The organism is Sutcliffiella sp. NC1, from assembly GCF_027594365.1.
Classification (GTDB): domain Bacteria; phylum Bacillota; class Bacilli; order Bacillales; family Bacillaceae_I; genus Sutcliffiella; species Sutcliffiella cohnii.
Genome location: NZ_CP115153.1, coordinates 327,501 through 350,046 on the forward strand (window position 1 = coordinate 327,501; position 22,546 = coordinate 350,046).

Genomic DNA, 22,546 nt, shown 5'->3' on the forward strand with positions numbered 1-22,546 from the left:
CATTTAAAGAGTGCGTAATAGCTCACTGGTCGAGTGACTCTGCGCCGAAAATGTACCGGGGCTAAACGTATCACCGAAGCTGCGGACTGTTCTTACGAACAGTGGTAGGAGAGCGTTCTAAGGGCGTTGAAGCTAGACCGTAAGGACTGGTGGAGCGCTTAGAAGTGAGAATGCCGGTATGAGTAGCGAAAGAAGGGTGAGAATCCCTTCCACCGAATGCCTAAGGTTTCCTGAGGAAGGCTCGTCCGCTCAGGGTTAGTCGGGACCTAAGCCGAGGCCGAAAGGCGTAGGCGATGGATAACAGGTTGATATTCCTGTACCACCTCATTCCGTTTGAGCGATGGAGGGACGCAGGAGGATAGGGTAAGCGCACTGTTGGATATGTGCGTCCAAGCAGTTAGGCTGGATAAGTAGGCAAATCCGCTTATCCTAAAGGCTGAGCTGTGATGGCGAGGGAAATATAGTACCGAAGTTCCTGATTCCACACTGCCAAGAAAAGCTTCTAGCGAGGAATATGGTGCCCGTACCGCAAACCGACACAGGTAGGCGAGGAGAGAATCCTAAGGTGAGCGAGAGAACTCTGGTTAAGGAACTCGGCAAAATGACCCCGTAACTTCGGGAGAAGGGGTGCTCTGTTAGGGTGTTAAAGCCCGAGAGAGCCGCAGTGAATAGGCCCAGGCGACTGTTTAGCAAAAACACAGGTCTCTGCGAAGCCGTAAGGCGAAGTATAGGGGCTGACGCCTGCCCGGTGCTGGAAGGTTAAGGGGAAAGGTTAGCGCCTCGGCGCGAAGCTTTGAACCGAAGCCCCAGTAAACGGCGGCCGTAACTATAACGGTCCTAAGGTAGCGAAATTCCTTGTCGGGTAAGTTCCGACCCGCACGAAAGGCGTAACGATCTGGGCACTGTCTCAACCAGAGACTCGGTGAAATTATAGTACCTGTGAAGATGCAGGTTACCCGCGACAGGACGGAAAGACCCCGTGGAGCTTTACTGTAGCCTGATATTGAATTTTGGTACAGCTTGTACAGGATAGGTAGGAGCCTGAGAAGCCGGAGCGCTAGCTTCGGTGGAGGCGTCGGTGGGATACTACCCTGGCTGTATTGAAATTCTAACCCGCGAGCCTTATCGGCTCGGGAGACAGTGTCAGGTGGGCAGTTTGACTGGGGCGGTCGCCTCCTAAAGAGTAACGGAGGCGCCCAAAGGTTCCCTCAGAATGGTTGGAAATCATTCGTAGAGTGTAAAGGCACAAGGGAGCTTGACTGCGAGACCTACAAGTCGAGCAGGGACGAAAGTCGGGCTTAGTGATCCGGTGGTTCCGCATGGAAGGGCCATCGCTCAACGGATAAAAGCTACCCCGGGGATAACAGGCTTATCTCCCCCAAGAGTCCACATCGACGGGGAGGTTTGGCACCTCGATGTCGGCTCATCGCATCCTGGGGCTGTAGTCGGTCCCAAGGGTTGGGCTGTTCGCCCATTAAAGCGGTACGCGAGCTGGGTTCAGAACGTCGTGAGACAGTTCGGTCCCTATCCGTCGTGGGCGTAGGAAATTTGAGAGGAGCTGTCCTTAGTACGAGAGGACCGGGATGGACGCACCGCTGGTGTACCAGTTGTCTTGCCAAAGGCATAGCTGGGTAGCTACGTGCGGACGGGATAAGTGCTGAAAGCATCTAAGCATGAAGCCCCCCTCAAGATGAGATTTCCTTTAGCGCAAGCTAGTAAGATCCCTGAAAGATGATCAGGTTGATAGGTTCGAGGTGGAAGCGTGGCGACACGTGTAGCTGACGAATACTAATCGATCGAGGACTTAACCAATGTAAATGAACGATACGAACAATCTTGATGAAAATATATTATCTAGTTTTGAAAGAACAATTCTTTCAACTAAATATGTCTGGTGATGAAGGCGAAGAGGTCACACCCGTTCCCATACCGAACACGGAAGTTAAGCTCTTCAGCGCCGATGGTAGTTGGGGGCTGTCCCCCTGTGAGAGTAGGACGTCGCCAGGCATACAGAAAAGGTTCAGCGTAATTAGGCGCTGGGCTTTTTTTGTCGTTTAGGAAATTATAAAAGTGGAAAGTTGTAGATAACTACTAACTTTGTGTTGCTACTTCTAGCTCCGGCGGCTTGGCCCTCGAGACATAAGTCAGTCACTTCCGGTGGACAAAGAGCGTCCACCTGCAGCGCCTGCCTTATGCTTGTCGGGCCAGAACGAGCCGCCTCCGCTTTTGTGTCTAGCTCCGGCGCTTAGGCCCTATCAAACTTCCCTTATCCGAAGTACGATAAGTCAACATCGGCTCCTCCGTCGCCGTGTTTCCTTTATCACAACCGTAACAGTCCAGTTTGTACGGGCCTGAACGAAGCGCCTGTGCTTTTGAACTTTATATAGAATTATATTTTACGAAATCAATAAAATAAGAACTTTAAGGAGAATCCCCTTAAGGGAAGACCTGTGGACCTCAAGCGACTGTTCTATTCTTATCTGAGCAAAAAACCAATAACAATCCACATTAAAATCCCTTTACATAAAGTGTTATGCAATATTCTATAATGAATGCTAATCAGCCAAAGGAATGTACATTTTCCTACTAGCATATTCCATACCTAGCTTTCTATAAAATGCTATAGCATCTTGATTAAACTCCCATACATTCAATTCGATTGCAGAGGCTCCATGAATTTTGGACCAATTTGTACATTCTTTAAATAAGGTATCACCAATCCCTTTTCTGGAGTATTCTTTTTTTATTGCGATATTGTTAATAAACGAGATCTTTCTATATGTGTAGGTTGGAATGGGTGGTGATTCCATTATTTCAATTATAGCGAATCCAACTACATCTTCTCCTTCTTTAGCCACTAATATTTCGCACATCGGGTTTTCAATTAGTTCTTCAAAATATATTTTTGGTAATGCATTTTTAACTGTATAAAAAATATGAGGTAAAGCATTTACATGTTTTTCATGTACCTCATTCGCAATTAAAGAGATAGAGGAGTAATCTTGAGGCTGTGCCTTCTTTACTGTAATTGAAATAATAACCATCTCCCTCACCTACTATATTGCAATATAATCATATAAGCATTTTAAAGTGCATAAAAAAATGCAATTTCAGCATCGAAATTGCATTATGATAAGTTACTCTCGAACGATATGAATTTCTTTTGCTTCTTTTATGGAACAGACACCAGTAAGTATCATATTTGTTTGGAAGTCTTGAATGAAATTACTTAAAAATTGGCGAACGCCCTCTTCTCCACCGATTGCTAAACTATAAACGAATGGTCTTCCAATTAATACTGCATCGGCTCCTAAAGCAATAGCTTTTAGAGCATCATTGCCTCTACGTATCCCGCTATCAAAAAGAACAGGAATCTTACCGTCAATTGCTTTTACGATAGCTGGTAGAGCATTTATGCTAGGAATGATTCCATCTAACTGCCTTCCACCATGATTAGAAACAATTATTCCGTCAACACCGTATTGAAGTGCAAGAAGAGCATCATCAGGATGGAGTATTCCTTTTAATATGATTGGAAGGTGGGTTCGCTTTTTTAATTCAACAATGTGTTGCCATTGCAACGATGGGAAATTAATATTATCGATAATTCCTTCGATCATAGCGTTTTGACTTCCATCCCTTAAACTGGATAAAAAAGCTGTGTCGGATTCCCATATTCCTTGTCCGTATCCATTAGCAAGTGGGGAAAAGCCGTGATGTAAGTCGGACTCTCTCCAGCCAAGTGTAACGGTATCAATCGTTAATACTATCGCTTCATAACCTGCTTGCTCAGCGCGATTGACCATATTAAATGTAACGTCCAAATTTTTGGACCAGTATAATTGAAACCACTTAGGATTACTACTTGCTTGGCTAACCTCTTCTATTGAAAAACTAGAAACAGTACTTTGAATAAACGGTAGGTTGAATGTTTCGGCTGCCTTTACTACAGCAAGATCTCCCATTTCATTAACCATTTTAAGAACGCCAACAGGTGCTAAAATAAGAGGGGTTGGTAACTGTTTGCCGAATAGGTTTATGGACATATCTATTTTTGACACATCTCTAAGCAAGCGAGGAATCATATTATATTTATGAAAAGTAGAGTTGTTTTTCTGTAACGTATTTTCAGCACTAGCTCCTGAATAAATGTAACTAAATACGTTTTCGGCTAGAGTATGTTTTGCGATTCTTTCTAAATCCTCAAAGCGATATGGGAATTTAGTAGTTGTTTGGACAATATTGTCGTTAGATGTATTAAGCATAAAGATAGACTTCCTTTTATTTATTTTTAATAAGTGTATCATCAACTTATATATTTTTGAATAATTATTCCTAAAAACGTATGTATAATCAAGAGAGAAAATATTTCCTTATTTACATGAAAATCCAATAATGATAAGATGTTAAAAATAATAACAATGGCGATGAAGAGAAGAGTACATAAAAGGGTCTTTTCCAGAGAGCTCCGGTTGCTGAAAAGGAGTAAGGACAATTTTATTGAAGCAAGCCTCTGAGCAGCATATCGGAACTTTTTAGGGATGGTGTGACGGGAGCTCCCGTTAAAGAGCCAAGGTATAGGCAGTTATGAATCTGCAGTACCTTAAAAGGTTAATATGGTGACATATTAATAAAATAGGGGTGGCACCGCGATGATACAATCTCGCCCCCAAGACAAAAAAGTCTTGGGGGTGGGATTTTTTGCTTTTGTAAAAAATCATTTGCGGGAGGTACCTATGAGGAATATTAGTAAAATATCATCGTGGAAGTATCCTGTTATTTTGTTATTCGGAATTGGAATATCCAATTTAGGCATGTGGGTTTATTTTATTGCTCTTAATGTTTTAGTGTTTAATATGACTAGTTCAGCACTTGCTGTCACTGCACTTTATCTTATCAGACCGTTAGCAACGGTATTTACAAATTTGTGGAGTGGGAGCGTAATTGACCGGACGAATAAAAAGTATTTAATGGTACTGTTAGATATAATCCAAGGGGCTCTAATACTTTGTTTAGCGTACTTTTCATCCCTGTTATGGATTATATACATTTTAGTCTTTTTCATTAATATGGCTTCTTCTATTTACGGCCCAACATCGACGAATTATATTACGAGATTAATTCCGGTTAATCAACGTCAAAAGTTTAACTCTTGGAGAAGCTTGTTAGGGTCAGGAGCATTTTTTTTAGGGCCAGCAATTACAGGGGTATTATTTTTAGTTGGAACACCTGTTTTAGCTATTTATATTAATGCAGTAGCTTTTTTCTTTTCGGCGATAATAACAATGTTCATGCCAAATTTAGAAAATGAAAAAGAAGAAAATACAGAGAAGCTTTCTTTTCATTTATTCAAAACTGACTGGAATGTAGTTTTCCAGTTTAGTAAAAATCACTTGTATGTTATGACTATTTATTTCTTATTTAGTGCATTTATCGTAATGCAAACAGCAATTGATTCATTAGAGGTAGCTTTTTCAAAAGAAGTAATCCTTTTATCAGATAGTGAGTACGGATTTCTCGTAAGTATTGCAGGAGCAGGTATTTTAATAGGAGCATTAATTAATGTTTTATTTACGAAAAAATTATCTATTCCTTTTATGATAGGGGGTGGTTCAGTTGTAGTTGCACTCGGCTATATCATTTTTTCTTTTTCAACAAGTTTTAGTGTCGCATCGATTGGGGTATTCTTGTTAGCATTTGCAAGTGCGTTTGCTAATACGGGTTTCCAAACTTTTTATCAAAATAATATTCCTGTGGAGGTAATGGGGAGAATTGGAAGTCTTTACGGATTTGTGGAAGCCTTCCTCATTATTGTAGTTACATCTGTTTTTGGGATAACTGCTCAATTTGTATCTATTAAATTTACAGTTGTGAGTGGGGCTTTTATAACGTTACTATTAACAGGTTTTCTTTTATTTCTTAATCTGACTTCGAAACAGAAATATTACCGAGCAATTTCCGGAAATGCAAAAAACGGATAGATTCATTCTATCCGTTTCTGATTAAAGCATTAAAATCGTTCTAACCTCTTAAAGCTAGTGACCGCTAATCCGAAAAAGAGGCTACAGAGTAAAATGGTAACAACTAACGTTAGCACTAGGTGGTCTTGAGCAGGTTGTTCTATTAATAGAACAGTTGCATGTTCACGCAAATTACCTGGGCTCCATTTCATAAACCGTGGGAAGAGACTAGTTAGCAAGCTTAATATTCCTAAAAAGGAGATACTAACTGCTGCAATAGCTCCATTTCCTTTTAATAGAGTGCCCATCCAAATAGAAAACGAAACGATTAACACAATCCATAGGCTATAAATGGCGAAACTGCCGAGAGCTGCTTGCCAGCTTACAGAGGAAAATAAAAGATTTGTATAATACCAAGTTAGAAAATAGCTCAGTAAGAAGGAAGTTAGTGTAATTAAAAGCTGTCCAATCCATTTACTTGCAACGTATTGTAAAGGTGTGACGGGACGCACCATAACCATCGTAATTGATCCGTTGGCTCGTTCGTTTGAGATGACACCCATTATTGCTAAAACAAATAACAATGTTCCAACTGTACCAATTTGAGAGAGGGTTCCAGCTAACACTTCACCGCCAGAGGGGGTCGGCAAAACAATAGACGCTCCTTCTGGTAAATTTCCTGCCATTTCAATAATCTGTGGCATATAGTAACTTGTAATTGGTTGTGAAATCCCTATTAAAGTGATGGCAATTGGAAGCCAAATCCATTTCCCATTTTGGCCATTTTCTATCATTTCTTTTTTCCATAGTATAAATAGATTTTTCATTGTTCCATCACCTTCATGTAGGCATCCTCTAAAGAATCCTGGACTTTTTCAAAACGATGAATCGTTAAACCATTTTCTATAAGGGTAGATAATAGTTTATTGGAGTCGAGAGCTGCATTCGGATAGAGTGTTGCACTATTTTTTGTGTTGAAATGAATGTTCTCGACATTTGCTAAATTCAATTTGCCTTCTAATTGTTCTTCGGTTTGAATTTTTACTGCGGAAGTGGCAAAGGCTTTTCTTAATTCATCTAACGTTCCATCCCATTTTATTTCCCCGTTCTTTAACATAATAACTTTATCGCATACCTGTTCAGCATCATGTAAAACGTGAGTAGAAAATAAAATCGTCATACGTTCTTTTAACTGATGGATAAGTGTTAATACATCTCGACGGCCAGCTGGGTCTAAAGCGGATACTGGTTCGTCTAATATGAGTAATTCTGGGTCATGGAGCAATGCTTGAGCTAATCCGAGACGTTGTTTCATTCCACCAGAAAATCCACCGATTCGTTTCTTTTTTACATCACTTAAAGAGACGAATTGCAATACCTCTTCAATTTTATCTTTTAATTCCTGTTTACGAATGTTTGAAAGTTCACCAGCAAACTGCAAAAATTGTACTGGTGTCATCCAGTTAAAAAAGGAAGGGTGTTGTGGAAGGAACCCAATTTTTAGACGATAATCTTTACCCTGTAATTCTGTGAATTGGATGGATCCACTAGTGGAACTTAGTAATCCGGCTAACATTTGTAATGTTGTCGTTTTGCCTGCTCCATTTGGACCAAGGAGGGCAATGCAATTTCCTTTTTCAATCGTAAACGATACTTTTTTTACCGCGGTATGTGCATTAAAGTCTTTTTGTAAGTCTTTTACTTGTACAAGCATCCTTTTTTTCTCCTTAATTATTCTTTTTGCCAATAACAAAATAAAGAATCGGACCTAAGATGTTGATAAAAATAATAACTAGTACCCATAACCATTTTGGCCCGTTCGTTTCGTCTTGACGTAAGCAACTAATTAGTGCAAAAACCATTAAAATAAGCTGTAGTACGAATATAGGAGCAATAATAGCCCAGTTGATTTGCATTAACTCTTCCATTTAGATGCACCCTTTCTTTGTTGTTTATTTTGTGGTCTTATAACAAAAAACCAATATAAAATAGATGGAAGTGGAAACTGTATTAATCCCCATAAACCCCAAAACCATGCATAACTATTTCGCTTTTTTGCATCAATGAAAAGAAAAATACTTTGAATGAATAAAATGGGCGATAAGAGAATTAGGATAATTATTTTTTCTTCTGTCATCGCCATGCCTTCCTTTCCTCACGACGTAAAAGAAAAAAGTAAACAACTGGCCCGATAATTGCTGCAAGAAGCTGAATATAAAATGCGATTTGCATCCCTTTGGAAATAGTAGTAAGGAAAAGACTTAATATGAAAATGGCAATCATAATGAAAAAGGTCAATTCTTTATAAAATGCTTTTTTTCTTTTCTGTTGAAATAGTTGAACTTGTTGTTGAATGGCATAATGTGATAGGTGTTGCTCTCCAGCCAGTTCATCAATATTGTTCCAATCTTTTTGTAAAGCTTTTATTACATCTTGATCTTGATGATTACTCATTCTCTGTCCACTCCTTTCTAATTAGTTTAATTCCGTTATGAACGCGAGATTTAACTGTACCTGCTTTAATGCCTAGCATTTTGCCAATCTCTTCGTAAGAATAACCGTAATAGTGTCGTAATAAAATTGGGACGCGTATATCGGCTTCTAGCTTATTAAAGTCTAAAAAGTGATGGCTCCACTCCATCCCTTTCGTTTTAGAGGCCCACGAAAGCTGACGGGAGAGAGAGGTTTTTACTTGTTGAAGCCAATTGTTTTCTCGTCTTTTTTTTCGCAAAGAATCAATATATGCTCGAGAAGCGATGGAAATCATCCAAGATGAAAATTTACTATCTCCGTTAAAGGCATGTAAATGTTTATAACACTTCAGCATCGTATCTTGTGCCAAGTCTTTACTTAAATCTTCGTGTAACGTTAGTTTTAACAGATATTTGTATAAAAAAGGGTAGTATTGCTCATAAAGCTGGGAGAAGGCGTTGTCATCGCCGCGTTTTGCTTTCTCAACAAGTTGTATTTCTTCTTCTTTTTCCATCTACATGCCTCACCTCTCCTCATGTTATCTATTTACATAGCTTCTAAACTTTAATCTATTATAGGACGTTTATGTAAGATATTGCGTTCATTTAATTTCAATAAAAAAAATCGAACGATTATTACTCGTTCGAAGTGTTCATCGTTTTGTTTGTTTGAACACCGTTTTGGATCATAATTTTACGTTTCGTATTATTCGGTATATGCCGATGAAGATGTATAAACAATAAGCCGTTTTCGTACGTAGCTTCTACTTTATCCTCTCTAACAGGAAAAGGAAGCTCGATTTTGCGTTCAAAGTCCCCTTGAAAAATACCTTCCTCAACGAGTTCTAAATTTTCAATAGGTAAGCGTATATGACCTTTTACTTCAATATGTTGTGGGTGAATAAAAACTTCTACCTCATCGGGCTTTTCTAGTCCAGGTAAAGCCATTATACAAACAATTTCGTTTTCGTTCCGATATAGGTTTGTTTGTGTTTGCATATTTTGAATCATCGGTTCAAAGCCATTCCAAAATTCATCACCGAAAAACTGATCAAAGTTTTTGCGCCAATCACCTAACTGCTTAAAAGGGTTATTGTTCATCATCATCATTTATCCTCCCTTTATTTACATTTCTACCTATAACTTATGCAAAAAGGGAGGTCATGTGCCTATAGGGGGAGTTGTTTCTAATATAATAGGGTGTTTAAGAGGGAAATCTAGCGGCAATATTTATAAACATAATGCAAACGATTTTCGCGAAGAAAAAAACTAATAAAGCGAAAATAGTAAATTACTTACATTCCTATCTGTTACTATGGGAATAGTACCACTAAAGGATACTTAAACCGACATTGCTGATGTTATTATATACCTTAGTGAAACGATACGTTTACCAAGATACCATTTCTATATATTTATTTCTAAAATATTGCCTATCATATTTACAGCAGCCTAGTCATTCTCGTAAAATAAACATTTATACCCGTTTGAAATGGAGGGACAGCAATGTTAGAAAATAGTTTTATAATGGTAGCAATTATCATTATTATTAATGTTGTATACGTATCTTTCTTTACAATTAGAATGATTTTAACATTAAAAGGTCAAAGATATTTAGCAGCACTTATTAGTACAATTGAAGTAGTTATATATGTTGTTGGTTTAGGGTTAGTGTTGGATAATTTAAATCAAATTCAAAATTTAATAGCGTACGCACTTGGATACGGTTTGGGTGTAATAGTTGGAATGAAAATAGAAGAAAAACTTGCACTTGGTTATATTACAGTTAACGTTATTACAAAGGAATATGATAAAGACTTACCTAAGCAGTTGCGTGAAAAAGGATATGGTGTTACGAACTGGCAAGCTAACGGCTTGGAAGGAGATCGAATGGCCCTTCAAATATTAACACCTAGAAAATATGAAATTAGTTTGTATCATTTAATTAAAGAACTAGATCCGAAAGCATTTATTATAGCATACGAACCGAAAACCATTCACGGCGGATTTTGGGTGAAGGCAGTGAAAGAAAGGAAAATTAAAGAATGGCGAAAAAAACAAAAGGAAAACAAAATTTTGTAGTAATGGAAAATGAAACGATTGATCAATGTCTTGATCGGATGAAAAGTGAGGGGTATATACCGACAAGGCGGATGGAGGAACCAATTTTTCAAGAAGTCGAGAGAAATGGTAAAAAAGAAGTAGAACCATGTGGAAGAAAAATTGTTTTTGAAGGACGTTTAATGAATCCAGAAGGATAAATGCGCGAAAACACGAACATTAAATACAAAAAGTGTAGCATCGTTCGAAAATAACATTGACAGTGTTAGATAACCCCTGTTAAGATAGTGTTAGAAGTTAGAATAGTTATACGTACCTCATATAATCTTGGGAATATGGCCCATAAGTTTCTACCCGACTTCCGTAAAAAGTTGGACTATGAGGGAGAGAGCTATCTTTTTTCAGATGGCTGCTTGGCGCTATTTTTTTATTAAAATATGCTCAGGTAGACTTTCTTTCCCTTATTGTTGGAAGGAGTCTATCTGGGCTTTTATTATTTTCTCATAATTTAACAGTAAAACTTTTTTGTTTATAGAAAAGGAGCGAGAGAATGAGTGCACAAGTAGGTGTGATCATGGGGAGTACGTCAGATTGGGAAACGATGAAGCATAGTTGTGAGGTTTTAGATGAATTACAAATAGTATACGAGAAAAAAGTTGTATCAGCTCACCGAACACCAGATTTAATGTTTTCCTATGCAGAAACAGCAAGAACTCGAGGTTTAAAAGTAATCATTGCAGGTGCTGGAGGGGCAGCGCATTTACCTGGAATGGTTGCAGCGAAAACAACACTTCCTGTTATCGGAGTTCCTGTTCAATCAAAAGCTCTAAACGGACTAGATTCATTATTATCAATTGTACAAATGCCAGGTGGAGTTCCGGTTGCAACGGTTGCTATCGGGAAAGCTGGTGCTACAAATGCTGGACTACTAGCTGCTCAAATAATTGGAAGTTTTAACGATGAAGTAGCTACTCGTTTAGAAACTAGACGTGAAATGACAAAACAAAAAGTGTTAGAAAGCAGTGAAGACCTTGTATAAATCAATTTTACCCCCACAAACAATTGGTATTATCGGCGGTGGACAATTAGGTAGAATGATGGCGTTATCAGCACGAGCGATGGGCTATTCCATTGCAGTATTGGACCCTACGCCTAATTCTCCATGTGGTCAAATAGCGGATATCGAAATTACTGCCTCGTTTGATGATTTAGAAAGCATCCAAAAGTTAGCTAAAGTTTCGGACGTAATTACGTACGAGTTTGAAAATATAAACTATGAAACTCTTCTTTGGTTAGAAGAAAATGCCTATCTTCCACAAGGAAGCAACGTGTTAAAGCAAACACAGCATCGTGTACATGAAAAAAAAATGATTAAAAAAGCAGGGCTTGACGTAGCACCGTATAAACAAGTTGTCGATAAAGCTCAATTAAACGAAGCAATTGAAGAATTAGGATTACCAGCAGTATTAAAAACTTGTCGCTTTGGTTATGACGGGAAAGGTCAAGTAGTTATTAAGAGTGAAAACGATATAGAAAAGGCAACAGCGCTTTTAGCACATGGAGAATGCGTGTTAGAAAAATGGATTTCGTTCGAAAAGGAAATTTCAGTCGTCGTAACAAGAGGTACTAACGGTGAAACGGACGTGTTTCCAGTGGCGGAAAACATTCATAAGGACAATATTTTACACCAAACGATTGTACCTGCTAGAGTTTCACAACAATTAAAGAAACAAGCGATAGAAGCGGCAACCAATCTAGCCGAGCATGTTGGCCTAATTGGGACGTTAGCTGTTGAGATGTTCGTACTAAATGAAGAAACGATTTTCATTAATGAATTGGCGCCTCGACCGCATAATTCAGGGCATTTTTCAATAGATGCATGTGAAACATCCCAATTTGAACAGCACGTTCGAGCAATATGTGGCTTACCTCTTGGAAAAACAACATTATGGAATTCCGTCGTGATGGTAAACCTATTAGGAGAAAATATGGATGCAGGAATTGCTTTTTTTGAACAAAACCGCGACGGAAAGCTACATCTATATGGAAAAGAAGAGAAAAAAGAGAAGAGAAAAATGGGGCATTTAAATATCGTAAGTGATACAGTTGAAATTGCTTTGAAAAAAGCAAACGAGCTTACAGTCGAAGTATAAGAACGGAGGAAGTCAACGATGATCGAACGTTACTCAAGACCAGAAATGGCTGCTATTTGGACAGATGAAAATAAATTCAAAGCTTGGTTAGAAGTAGAAATCCTAGCATGTGAAGCATGGGCAGAATTAGGGGAAATCCCGAAAGAAGACGTGAAAATTTTGCGTGAAAAAGCGTCTTTCGATATAAATCGAATTTATGAGATTGAAGAAGAAACTCGTCATGACGTTGTTGCTTTTACGAGAGCAGTATCGGAAACGCTAGGAGACGAGAAAAAATGGGTGCATTACGGATTAACTTCAACAGACGTTGTTGATACAGCATTATCTTATTTAGTCAAACAAGCAAACACCATACTTCTTCAAGACTTGGAACGGTTTGTCGCGATATTAAAGGAAAAAGCACAAGAACATAAATATACCGTGATGATGGGAAGAACGCACGGAGTACATGCGGAGCCTACTACTTTTGGTCTTAAGTTAGCGCTTTGGTATGAAGAAATGAAGCGTAATGTTGAGCGTTTTAAGCAAGCTTCTGCCGGAATTGAATTCGGAAAGATTTCTGGAGCGGTTGGAACATACGCCAACATCGACCCTTTCGTAGAGCAATATGTGTGTGAAAAATTAGGTTTACAAGCAGCACCTATTTCAACTCAAACATTACAACGCGATCGACACGCTCACTATATGAGCACATTAGCATTAATTGCTTCTTCAATAGAAAAGTTTGCCGTTGAAATTCGCGGTTTACAAAAGAGTGAGACTCGTGAAGTAGAAGAGTTTTTCGCAAAAGGACAGAAAGGTTCCTCAGCGATGCCACATAAACGGAACCCAATTGGATCTGAGAATATGACTGGGCTAGCACGTGTCATTCGTGGGTATATGATGACTGCCTATGAAAATGTACCGTTATGGCATGAACGTGATATTTCTCATTCATCCGCAGAAAGAATCATTCTTCCGGATGCGACAATTGCTTTAAATTACATGTTAAATCGTTTCGGCAATATCGTGAAAAATTTAACGGTGTTTCCAGATAATATGAAGCGTAATATGGACCGTACGTTAGGACTAATTTATTCGCAACGTGTTCTATTAGCGCTTATCGATACTGGCATGAGCCGTGAAGAAGCATATGATACGGTTCAACCGAAAGCGATGGAAGCATGGGAAAAACAAGTAGCTTTTCGTCAACTTGTAGAAGGCGAAGGGAAAATCACATCCCGTTTAACTGCGGCTCAGATTGAAGACTGCTTTGATTACAACTACCATTTACAGCATGTGGATACGATTTTCACGAGATTAGGACTATAAAAAGGTGGGGGACTTTGCTCCCCCAAATAGAAAGATTGGGGCGATCTTCATGGACATTCAAAAATTGGATCTAATGTATGAAGGTAAGGCGAAAAAAGTATATGCAACAAATGATGATACTATCGTTTGGTTAGAATATAAAAATAGCGCGACAGCCTTTAATGGAGAAAAGAAAGCAAGTATTGAAGGGAAAGGTAGATTAAATAATCTTATTACTAGTTTCCTATTTTTCGAGCTTCAAAAAGCTGGAGTAGAAAATCACTTTGTTCAGCAGCTTTCTGAGACAGAACAACTTGTAAAAAAAGTAACGATCATCCCTTTAGAAGTTGTAGTAAGAAACGTAACAGCAGGCAGTATGGCGAAGCGTTTAGGTATAGAAGAAGGTCTACCTTTAAAGAAGCCAATCGTAGAGTTTTATTATAAGGATGATGAATTAGGTGACCCGTTAATTACAGAGGACCATATTGCCTTGCTTGAATTAGCTACTCCTGAAGAAGTAGCTGAATTAAAAGTGCTTGCAGGAAAAGTGAACTTATTTTTATCTGACTTTTTCGAACAAAAAGATATTAGATTAATAGATTTTAAGTTAGAGTTTGGAAAGACATTGGATGGGAATATCGTTCTTGCGGATGAAATTTCTCCTGATACTTGTCGACTATGGGATAAACATACGAATGAAAAGCTAGATAAAGATGTGTTTCGTCGTGATTTAGGCAATTTAACAAAAGCATATGAACAAATACTACACCGAATCGGAGGCAACGCTCATGTATAAAGTAAAAGTTTTCGTTACGTTAAGGGAAAGTGTTTTAGATCCACAAGGAACAGCAGTAAAAAGCTCACTTCATTCTCTTTCTTACAATGAAGTAGAAGATGTTCGTATTGGAAAATATTTAGAATTAACAATTGCAAAGTCAGAGCGCGACTTAGATGTACTAGTAAAAGAAATGTGTGAAAAGCTGTTAGCTAATACTGTTATTGAAGATTATCGTTATGAGGTGGAGGAGGTTGTTCCTTCATGAAATTTGCAGTAATCGTGTTTCCTGGTTCTAACTGTGATGTAGATATGTTTCATGCGATTAAAGATGAACTAGGACAAGAGGTAGAGTACGTTTGGCATGATGCTACTAATTTAGATGAATACGATGGCATCTTACTTCCTGGTGGTTTTTCTTACGGAGATTACTTACGCTCTGGAGCGATTGCAAGATTTTCAAACGTTATGAATGAAGTGGTAAAAGCTGCAGAACAAGGTAAGCCAGTATTAGGTGTTTGTAACGGATTCCAAATTTTATTAGAGTCTGGACTTTTACCAGGTGCTATGCAAAGAAATAAAGGGTTAAAGTTCATATGCAGAACGGTTCCTCTTCGCGTAGAAAACGATAAAACGATGTTTACGAGTGAGTACGAAAATGGAGAAGAAATAATGATTCCAATCGCTCATGGTGAAGGAAATTACTATTGTGATGAAGCAACGCTTGCAACGTTAAGAGAGAATAATCAAATTGTGTTTCGTTATGCAGGTGACAATCCGAACGGAAGTTTAGATTCTATTGCTGGAATTGTCAATGAAAAAGGAAATGTATTAGGTATGATGCCACATCCTGAACGTGCTGTTAGTGAGCTTTTAGGTAGTGCAGACGGATTGAAATTATTTAAATCCATTGTCCGAAACTGGAGGGAAACATATGTCGTTACTTCTTGAGCCAAATCCAATAAAAATTAAAGATGAAAAAATATATAGAGAAATGGGATTGAGTGATGAAGAGTTCTCTATGATAGAGAATATTCTTGGTCGCTTACCAAACTACACAGAAACAGGCCTATTTTCCGTCATGTGGTCAGAACATTGTAGTTATAAAAATTCAAAGCCTGTGTTACGCAAGTTCCCAACAGAAGGGCCACACGTTTTACAAGGTCCTGGTGAAGGAGCGGGAATCGTTGATATCGGTGATAACCAAGCAGTAGTTTTTAAAATTGAAAGTCATAACCATCCTTCTGCCATTGAACCGTATCAAGGTGCTGCAACTGGTGTAGGTGGAATTATTCGTGATGTATTTTCAATGGGAGCGCGTCCTATCGCTCTATTAAACTCTTTAAGATTCGGGGAGCTGACAAACCCACGAGTAAAGTATTTGTTTGAAGAAGTGGTGGCAGGTATAGCTGGCTACGGAAATTGTATCGGTATTCCAACTGTTGGGGGAGAGGTCCAATTTGATCCTTCCTATGAAGGAAATCCGTTAGTAAATGCTATGTGTGTTGGTATCATTAACCATGAAGATATAAAAAAAGGGCAAGCAAAAGGTGTCGGAAACACAGTCATGTATGTTGGAGCAAAAACAGGACGTGACGGTATTCACGGAGCGACCTTTGCATCAGAAGAACTATCAGAAGCTTCTGAAGAAAAACGACCAGCTGTTCAAGTTGGTGACCCATTCATGGAAAAATTATTATTAGAAGCATGTCTAGAAATAGTGAAATGGGACGGCCTTGTCGGAATTCAAGATATGGGAGCTGCTGGATTAACGAGCTCATCTGCAGAAATGGCTTCAAAAGCAGGCTCTGGAATTGAAATGAACTTAGATTTAGTACCTCAACGTGAAACAGGTATGACTGGCTATGAGATGATGCTTTCTGAGTCACAAGAGCGCATGTTAATTGTCGTAGAAAAAGGTCGTGAGCATGAAGCACAAAAAATTGTTGAAAAGTATGACTTAGAAGCGGTTGCGATTGGTGTTGTAACAGATGATAAACAGTTGCGTTTAATGCATAACGGGACAGTAATTGCGGATGTTCCAGTAGACGCCTTAGCAGAGGATGCCCCTGTATACAATAAGCCTTCTAGTGAACCTGCTTATTATAGAGATTTTCAAGAGATGGAAGTAGAAATTCCAACTGTTTCGAACTATGGGGAAACGTTAATGGAACTACTACAACAACCAACTATTGCTAGTAAAGAGTGGGTATATGATCAATACGATTATCAAGTAAGAACAAACACAGTTGTTTGCCCAGGATCAGATGCAGCAGTAGTACGAATTCGTGGGACAGAAAAAGCATTAGCGATGACAACAGACTGTAACTCTCGCTACTTATATTTAGATCCTGAAGTTGGTGGAAAAATTGCTGTTGCAGAAGCTGCACGTAATCTAGTATGTTCTGGTGCTCGTCCACTTGCGATTACAGATTGCTTAAACTTCGGAAATCCGGAAAAACCAGAAATTTTTTGGCAGTTAGAAAAAGCTGTAGATGGAATGAGCGATGCATGTCGTGAATTACAAACACCTGTTATTGGTGGAAACGTATCTCTATATAACGAAACGAACGGTGTAGCAGTTTATCCAACACCAGTAGTTGGTATGGTTGGTTTAATTGAAGATGTTGAATATGTGACAACACAATCTTTTAAAGAGGCTGGAGATATCATTTTTATGATTGGGGAAACGAAGCCTGAGTTTGGCGGAAGTGAGCTTCAAAAATTACAAAATGGCAAAATCTTTGGTGCACCACCTTCCATTGATCTTAACGTTGAGATGAAAAGACAAGCAGAATTGTTAGCCGCAATTCGTAGCGGTTATGTACAATCAGCTCACGATATTTCTGAAGGTGGTTTAGCAGTAGCGGTTGCTGAAAGTGTAATGGGAAATGAACATGTAGGAGCAGAGATTCGAGTTCAAGGTGATGTAACAACAGCTCTATTTAGTGAAACTCAATCACGTTACATCGTTTCTGTAAAACCAGAACATCGTGAGGCATTTTTAGCATTAGTAGATGCGACGGAAATAGGTAGCGTAACAAACGATAGTAATTTATCTATTCAAGCTGGAGAGGAAGAAGTTTTACGCCTTACTTCAAACGAAATGACAGCAGCTTGGAAAGGGGCTATCCCATGCTTACTGAAATCAGAGGCTTAAATGAAGAATGTGGAGTGTTCGGTATTTGGGGACACCCTGAAAGTGCACAAGTAACGTATTACGGATTGCATAGTCTCCAGCATCGAGGTCAAGAAGGAGCTGGAATAGTAGTTTCTGATGGAGAAAAGCTATCTTGTGTAAAAGGGGAAGGTCTCGTAAACGAAGTATTTGCTGGAGGAAAACTGCAGGAGTTACATGGTCGAGCGGCGATAGGTCATGTTCGCTATGCAACAGCAGGCGGGGGTGGCTTTGAAAATGTCCAGCCACTTCTCTTCCATTCGCAAACTGGTAGTATTGCTCTCGCACATAACGGAAATTTAGTAAATGCAAACGCGTTGAAATATCAGTTAGAAGGACAAGGAAGTATTTTACAAACTAGTTCCGATACAGAAGTGTTAGCACATTTAATTAAACGTAGCGGCTACCCACTTTTTAAAGAAAAAGTGAAAAATGCCCTATCACTATTAAAAGGTGCATATGCCTTTCTTATAATGACAGAAACAGAAATGATGGTCGCGTTAGATCCAAACGGATTACGCCCACTTTCATTAGGAATGTTAGGCGATGCTTACGTTGTTGCTTCAGAAACGTGCGCGTTTGATATTATTGGTGCAACATACTTGCGTGACGTGGAGCCAGGAGAATTGCTCATTATTAATGATGAAGGCTTACACTCTGAACGTTTTTCACTTCATACTCAACGAGCTATTTGTAGTATGGAATATATTTATTTTTCTCGTCCAGATAGCAATATTAACGGAATTAATGTTCATACCGCACGAAAAAATTTAGGAAAGCAATTAGCAATGGAAGCACCAGTTGATGCAGATGTTGTTACAGGTGTTCCAGATTCCAGTATTTCTGCGGCGATAGGATATGCAGAATGGGCAGAACTACCGTACGAACTTGGATTAATTAAAAACCGTTATGTTGGACGTACATTCATCCAACCATCCCAAACTCTACGTGAACAAGGGGTGAAAATGAAACTCTCACCTGTACGTGGAGTGGTAGAAGGAAAAAGAGTGGTTATGGTGGATGACTCGATTGTCCGGGGAACGACGAGTCGACGTATCATCCAAATGTTAAAAGAGGCAGGAGCAAAAGAAGTACACGTACGAATAAGCTCGCCGCCGATGAAAAATCCGTGCTTTTACGGAATCGACACTTCCACACACGAGGAGCTTATTGCTTCTGCTCACTCTGTTGAAGAAATTCGCCAAATGATTGGTGCCGATTCGTTAGCATTTTTAAGTGAGACTGGTATGTTAGATGCCATTGGTCGCTCATACGATGGAGAAACTCGTGGACAATGTATGGCATGCTTTACTGGTAAATACCCAACTGAAATATATCCGGATACAGTACTACCACACGAAAAGTGTTAAACGACATAAAAGTTAGGAAAGCAGCGGAAACGTTGCTTTCTCAATTTCCTCTGTATAACCGTAACAATTTTAATAACAAAGTAGAATAGATTTTCAATCAATTGGAGGGACACATATGGCAAATGCATACAAACAAGCTGGAGTAGATATAGAAGCAGGCTATGAGGCAGTTACTCGTATGAAAAAACATGTTGCGAAAACAGTAAGGCCAGGTGTAATGGGTGGTCTTGGTGGTTTTGGTGGATTGTTCGATTTATCATCAATGGATGTGAAAAACCCGGTATTAGTATCAGGAACGGACGGGGTTGGAACGAAGTTAATGCTTGCTTTTATGCTAGATAAGCACGATACAATTGGAATGGATGCAGTTGCGATGTGTGTCAATGATGTTGTAGTGCAAGGGGCTGAGCCGTTATTTTTCTTAGATTATATTGCTTGTGGCAAAGCGAATCCTGAAAAACTAGAACAAATAGTGAAAGGGATTGCCTCTGGGTGTGAGCAAGCTGGTTGTGGCCTAGTTGGTGGGGAAACGGCAGAAATGCCTGGTATGTATGCTGAGCAAGAATATGATCTTGCTGGATTTACAGTCGGAGTCGTGGAAAAGGAAAGGCTTATTACGGGAGAAAAGATTCGACCTGGAAATGTATTAATAGGTCTATCTTCAAGTGGTATTCATAGTAATGGGTACTCGCTAGTAAGAAAGATAGTTTTTGAGAATAGTAATCTAGCATTAGATAAAACGTATGAAGGATTCACTAAGTCGCTAGGAGAAGAATTACTAACGCCAACACGCATTTACGTTAAGCCAATTTTAGAAGTGTTGAAAAAATACGAGGTAAATGGGATGGCACATATTACAGGTGGTGGTTTTATTGAAAATATTCCACGTATGCTACCAGAAGGGCTCCAAGCAGAAGTAGACTATGGATCATGGCCAATCCCACCTATCTTTGACTTACTTCAGCAGGCTGGAAACTTAGACAAAAAAGAGATGTTTAACATTTTTAATATGGGAGTCGGCATGGTGCTAGCGGTAGATGAGGAGATAGTAAGTGACACCATTCATATTTTAGAAGAACATGGAGAAAAGGCTTATATTATTGGACGTGTAAAAGAAGGAGAGGGCATTGTATTTGGTGGAGGAGAAGTGCGATGATAAAAATGGCAATTTTTGCCTCAGGAAGTGGTTCTAACTTTCGAGCAATTGTCGAGGCTTGTCGCAACGGTAGCCTTGAAGCTGTTCCTACCTTGCTTGTTTGTGATAAACAGGATGCTAAAGTAGTAGAGCGAGCAAACGAAGAAAACATTCCAACGTTTGTTTTTTCACCAAAAGAATATGAATCAAAGGTAGCTTTCGAGAATGCCATTTTACATGAATTACGTGCGCATAATATTGAGTGGATTGTGTTAGCGGGATATATGAGATTAATAGGGGCGACATTATTATCAGCCTACCCTAAAAAAATTGTAAACGTACATCCGTCGTTACTTCCAGACTTTCCAGGTCTTGATGCAGTAGGGCAAGCATTAAAAGAAGGAGTTGGTAAAACGGGTGTTACGATTCATTTTGTTGATGAAGGGATGGATACTGGCCCGATTATCGCTCAAGGGGAAGTAGAGATTTTACCATTTGATACGAGAGAAACGTTACAACAACGTATACAACAGTTAGAACATGAGCTTTATCCAAAAACTTTGCAAAATATTTTACACACTGAGAGGAGTTTAACGAAAAGATGAGAGCAATTGTTAGTGTTTCCAACAAAGAAGGGATCGTTCCATTTGTACAACAATTAGTCGAGCTAGGAGTAGAAGTTATATCGACAGGTGGTACAAAAAAAGTATTACAAGAAAATGGTGTAAATGTTATTAGCATTTCTGAAGTTACGGGATTCCCTGAAATATTAGATGGGCGAGTTAAAACATTACATCCGAATATACATGGCGGTTTGTTAGCGAGAAGAGCGGACGAGAACCATCAACAACAGCTTAATGAGCATAACATTACACCGATTGATATCGTAGTTGTCAACTTATATCCATTTAAAGAAACAATCGCAAAAGAAGGAACAACATTCGAGGATGCTATTGAAAACATCGATATTGGTGGTCCAACGATGCTACGCGCTTCAGCAAAAAATCATGAAAGTGTAACTGTTGTAGTAGATCCGACAGACTATGAAACAGTATTAGGTGAACTAAAAGAAAACGGCAGCGTTAACAAGGAAACGCGTCAAAGATTAGCAGCAAAAGTTTTCCGTCATACAGCAGCCTATGACGCGATGATTTCAAATTATTTAACAGAAAGTGTAAACGAAACATTTCCAGAATCCTTTACAGTAACGTATGAGAAAAAACAAGATTTACGATATGGAGAAAATCCACATCAAAAAGCAGCTTTTTATGAAGCACCATTACGTGCAGATAATTCCATTGCTTCCGCAACACAGCTTCATGGTAAAGAGCTTTCGTACAACAATATTAATGACGCTGAAGCTGCACTTCAAATTATTAAAGATTTTACGGAGCCAGCAGTAGTAGCGGTAAAGCATATGAATCCTTGTGGAGTTGGTGTAGGAGTAACTACTTATGAGGCGTTTGTAAGAGCGTATGAGGCAGACCCTGTTTCAATTTTTGGTGGAATCGTTGCGTTCAACACAGAAGTAGACGAGGAAACAGCACAACGTTTACATGAAATATTTTTAGAAATCATCATTGCGCCTTCGTTTACGGAAGAAGCGGAACAAATTTTAACGAAAAAGAAAAATATACGCTTGTTAACACTACCTATCGAAACGGAGACAGCAATTGAAACGCGATTTACTTCCGTTCGTGGTGGATTACTAGTACAAGATGAAGATACGTACACGTTAGAAGATGCAACTATTTCTATTCCGACAAAACGTCAGCCGACGGATGCAGAGTGGCAAGACTTAAAATTAGCTTGGCAAGTAGTAAAGCATGTGAAATCCAATGCAATTGTGCTAGCAAAAGATAAACGCACAGTAGGAATTGGTGCAGGGCAAATGAACCGTGTTGGTGCAGCTAATATTGCTTTACATCAAGCTGGAAAATTAGCTGAAGGTTCCGCACTAGGATCAGATGCATTCTTCCCAATGGATGATACGGTAGAGGCAGCGGCAAAGGCAGGTGTAACAGCTATTATTCAACCTGGTGGTTCGATTCGTGATGAAGATTCGATTAAAAAAGCAGACGAATACGGAATTGCGATGGTGTTAACTGGAGTACGTCATTTTAAACATTAATTATTTTAAAATACTAATTGGG

General features: G+C 39.0%; 23 protein-coding genes, 2 rRNA genes, 1 riboswitch and 1 other annotated feature (1 of these 27 running past the window's edge). Of the genes, 16 read left to right on the forward strand and 9 right to left on the reverse strand.

Annotated elements, in window-relative coordinates; translation table 11 throughout:
• Both O1A01_RS01730 and rrf read left to right on the forward strand, forming a co-directional pair.
• Positions 1-1,812, forward strand: a 23S ribosomal RNA gene (locus O1A01_RS01730) (it extends 1,123 nt beyond the left edge of the window).
• A gap of 78 nt (positions 1,813-1,890) precedes the next feature.
• Positions 1,891-2,007, forward strand: a 5S ribosomal RNA gene (gene rrf, locus O1A01_RS01735).
• A gap of 548 nt (positions 2,008-2,555) precedes the next feature.
• On the opposite strand, the gene O1A01_RS01740 is transcribed toward rrf, so the two are convergent.
• Positions 2,556-3,044, reverse strand: a complete 489-nt coding sequence (locus O1A01_RS01740) for a GNAT family N-acetyltransferase (protein ID WP_066417316.1) — start codon at positions 3,042-3,044, stop codon at positions 2,556-2,558.
• 93 nt (positions 3,045-3,137) lie between these two features.
• Positions 3,138-4,265 carry an alpha-hydroxy acid oxidase gene (locus tag O1A01_RS01745; RefSeq protein ID WP_066417315.1) on the reverse strand — a complete coding sequence of 376 codons (1,128 nt, stop codon included), beginning with the start codon at positions 4,263-4,265 and terminating at the stop codon, positions 3,138-3,140.
• Between the two features lie 153 nt (positions 4,266-4,418).
• Positions 4,419-4,674 (forward strand) — a binding site (T-box leader).
• A gap of 62 nt (positions 4,675-4,736) precedes the next feature.
• Here O1A01_RS01745 and O1A01_RS01750 point away from each other — a divergent pair.
• Positions 4,737-5,981, forward strand: coding sequence for an MFS transporter (locus O1A01_RS01750; RefSeq protein WP_066417312.1), 1,245 nt, complete (start codon positions 4,737-4,739; stop codon positions 5,979-5,981).
• 29 nt (positions 5,982-6,010) lie between these two features.
• Here O1A01_RS01750 and O1A01_RS01755 read toward each other — a convergent pair whose 3' ends face one another.
• The 7 genes from O1A01_RS01755 to O1A01_RS01785 form a co-directional block, all read right to left on the reverse strand.
• Complete coding sequence (locus O1A01_RS01755) at positions 6,011-6,787, reverse strand: ABC transporter permease (protein WP_066417309.1); 777 nt, start codon at positions 6,785-6,787, stop codon at positions 6,011-6,013.
• Entirely contained in the window at positions 6,784-7,674 is an 891-nt protein-coding gene (locus O1A01_RS01760; protein WP_270065431.1) for an ABC transporter ATP-binding protein, read from the reverse strand. The genes O1A01_RS01755 and O1A01_RS01760 overlap by 4 nt, the downstream gene beginning before the upstream one ends.
• Before the next feature lie 13 nt (positions 7,675-7,687).
• A complete protein-coding gene (locus O1A01_RS01765) occupies positions 7,688-7,888 on the reverse strand; it encodes a PLD nuclease N-terminal domain-containing protein (RefSeq protein WP_066417294.1) in 201 nt (66 codons plus the stop codon).
• Positions 7,876-8,097, reverse strand: a complete 222-nt coding sequence (locus O1A01_RS01770; protein WP_084380489.1) for a transcriptional regulator — start codon at positions 8,095-8,097, stop codon at positions 7,876-7,878. The genes O1A01_RS01765 and O1A01_RS01770 overlap by 13 nt, the downstream gene beginning before the upstream one ends.
• The gene (locus O1A01_RS01775; RefSeq protein ID WP_066417285.1) at positions 8,094-8,414 is read right to left on the reverse strand and encodes a DUF5345 family protein; all 321 of its coding nucleotides are present in this window, start codon (positions 8,412-8,414) and stop codon (positions 8,094-8,096) included. Before O1A01_RS01775 ends, O1A01_RS01770 begins: the two co-directional genes overlap by 4 nt.
• Positions 8,407-8,946, reverse strand: coding sequence for an RNA polymerase sigma factor SigY (gene sigY / locus O1A01_RS01780; RefSeq protein WP_066417283.1), 540 nt, complete (start codon positions 8,944-8,946; stop codon positions 8,407-8,409). The genes O1A01_RS01775 and sigY overlap by 8 nt, the downstream gene beginning before the upstream one ends.
• 121 nt (positions 8,947-9,067) lie before the next feature.
• The gene (locus tag O1A01_RS01785; protein WP_235858160.1) at positions 9,068-9,541 is read right to left on the reverse strand and encodes an Hsp20/alpha crystallin family protein; all 474 of its coding nucleotides are present in this window, start codon (positions 9,539-9,541) and stop codon (positions 9,068-9,070) included.
• A gap of 396 nt (positions 9,542-9,937) precedes the next feature.
• On the opposite strand from O1A01_RS01785, the gene O1A01_RS01790 reads away from it, so the two are divergent.
• From O1A01_RS01790 to purH, 13 genes are all read left to right on the forward strand, one after another.
• Positions 9,938-10,513 (forward strand): DUF2179 domain-containing protein, encoded by a 576-nt coding sequence (locus O1A01_RS01790; protein ID WP_066417280.1) that lies wholly within the window; start codon positions 9,938-9,940, stop codon positions 10,511-10,513.
• The gene (locus O1A01_RS01795) at positions 10,477-10,692 is read left to right on the forward strand and encodes an NETI motif-containing protein (protein WP_066417278.1); all 216 of its coding nucleotides are present in this window, start codon (positions 10,477-10,479) and stop codon (positions 10,690-10,692) included. The genes O1A01_RS01790 and O1A01_RS01795 overlap by 37 nt, the downstream gene beginning before the upstream one ends.
• A gap of 97 nt (positions 10,693-10,789) precedes the next feature.
• A riboswitch (purine riboswitch) is annotated at positions 10,790-10,891 on the forward strand.
• A 151-nt stretch (positions 10,892-11,042) separates the two neighbouring features.
• Positions 11,043-11,531 carry a 5-(carboxyamino)imidazole ribonucleotide mutase gene (gene purE, locus O1A01_RS01800; protein ID WP_066417275.1) on the forward strand — a complete coding sequence of 163 codons (489 nt, stop codon included), beginning with the start codon at positions 11,043-11,045 and terminating at the stop codon, positions 11,529-11,531.
• Complete coding sequence (purK, locus tag O1A01_RS01805) at positions 11,524-12,645, forward strand: 5-(carboxyamino)imidazole ribonucleotide synthase (protein ID WP_066417274.1); 1,122 nt, start codon at positions 11,524-11,526, stop codon at positions 12,643-12,645. Before purE ends, purK begins: the two co-directional genes overlap by 8 nt.
• A gap of 18 nt (positions 12,646-12,663) precedes the next feature.
• Positions 12,664-13,956 (forward strand): adenylosuccinate lyase, encoded by a 1,293-nt coding sequence (gene purB, locus O1A01_RS01810; RefSeq protein ID WP_066417270.1) that lies wholly within the window; start codon positions 12,664-12,666, stop codon positions 13,954-13,956.
• Between the two features lie 55 nt (positions 13,957-14,011).
• On the forward strand, positions 14,012-14,731 hold the full coding sequence (purC, locus tag O1A01_RS01815) for a phosphoribosylaminoimidazolesuccinocarboxamide synthase (protein ID WP_270066361.1): 720 nt from the start codon (positions 14,012-14,014) through the stop codon (positions 14,729-14,731).
• Positions 14,724-14,978: a phosphoribosylformylglycinamidine synthase subunit PurS gene (purS, locus tag O1A01_RS01820; RefSeq protein ID WP_066417269.1), complete on the forward strand. Its 255-nt coding sequence runs from the start codon at positions 14,724-14,726 to the stop codon at positions 14,976-14,978. Before purC ends, purS begins: the two co-directional genes overlap by 8 nt.
• Positions 14,975-15,661, forward strand: a complete 687-nt coding sequence (gene purQ / locus O1A01_RS01825; protein ID WP_066417268.1) for a phosphoribosylformylglycinamidine synthase subunit PurQ — start codon at positions 14,975-14,977, stop codon at positions 15,659-15,661. Before purS ends, purQ begins: the two co-directional genes overlap by 4 nt.
• Positions 15,645-17,870: a phosphoribosylformylglycinamidine synthase subunit PurL gene (purL, locus tag O1A01_RS01830; RefSeq protein ID WP_066417267.1), complete on the forward strand. Its 2,226-nt coding sequence runs from the start codon at positions 15,645-15,647 to the stop codon at positions 17,868-17,870. Before purQ ends, purL begins: the two co-directional genes overlap by 17 nt.
• Positions 17,846-19,258, forward strand: a complete 1,413-nt coding sequence (gene purF, locus O1A01_RS01835; RefSeq protein ID WP_270065432.1) for an amidophosphoribosyltransferase — start codon at positions 17,846-17,848, stop codon at positions 19,256-19,258. The genes purL and purF overlap by 25 nt, the downstream gene beginning before the upstream one ends.
• 115 nt (positions 19,259-19,373) lie before the next feature.
• Positions 19,374-20,414, forward strand: coding sequence for a phosphoribosylformylglycinamidine cyclo-ligase (purM, locus tag O1A01_RS01840; RefSeq protein WP_066417261.1), 1,041 nt, complete (start codon positions 19,374-19,376; stop codon positions 20,412-20,414).
• The gene (gene purN, locus O1A01_RS01845) at positions 20,411-20,998 is read left to right on the forward strand and encodes a phosphoribosylglycinamide formyltransferase (RefSeq protein ID WP_066417259.1); all 588 of its coding nucleotides are present in this window, start codon (positions 20,411-20,413) and stop codon (positions 20,996-20,998) included. The genes purM and purN overlap by 4 nt, the downstream gene beginning before the upstream one ends.
• Positions 20,995-22,524 (forward strand): bifunctional phosphoribosylaminoimidazolecarboxamide formyltransferase/IMP cyclohydrolase, encoded by a 1,530-nt coding sequence (gene purH, locus O1A01_RS01850; RefSeq protein WP_066417257.1) that lies wholly within the window; start codon positions 20,995-20,997, stop codon positions 22,522-22,524. The genes purN and purH overlap by 4 nt, the downstream gene beginning before the upstream one ends.
• Positions 22,525-22,546: the final 22 nt, after the last annotated feature.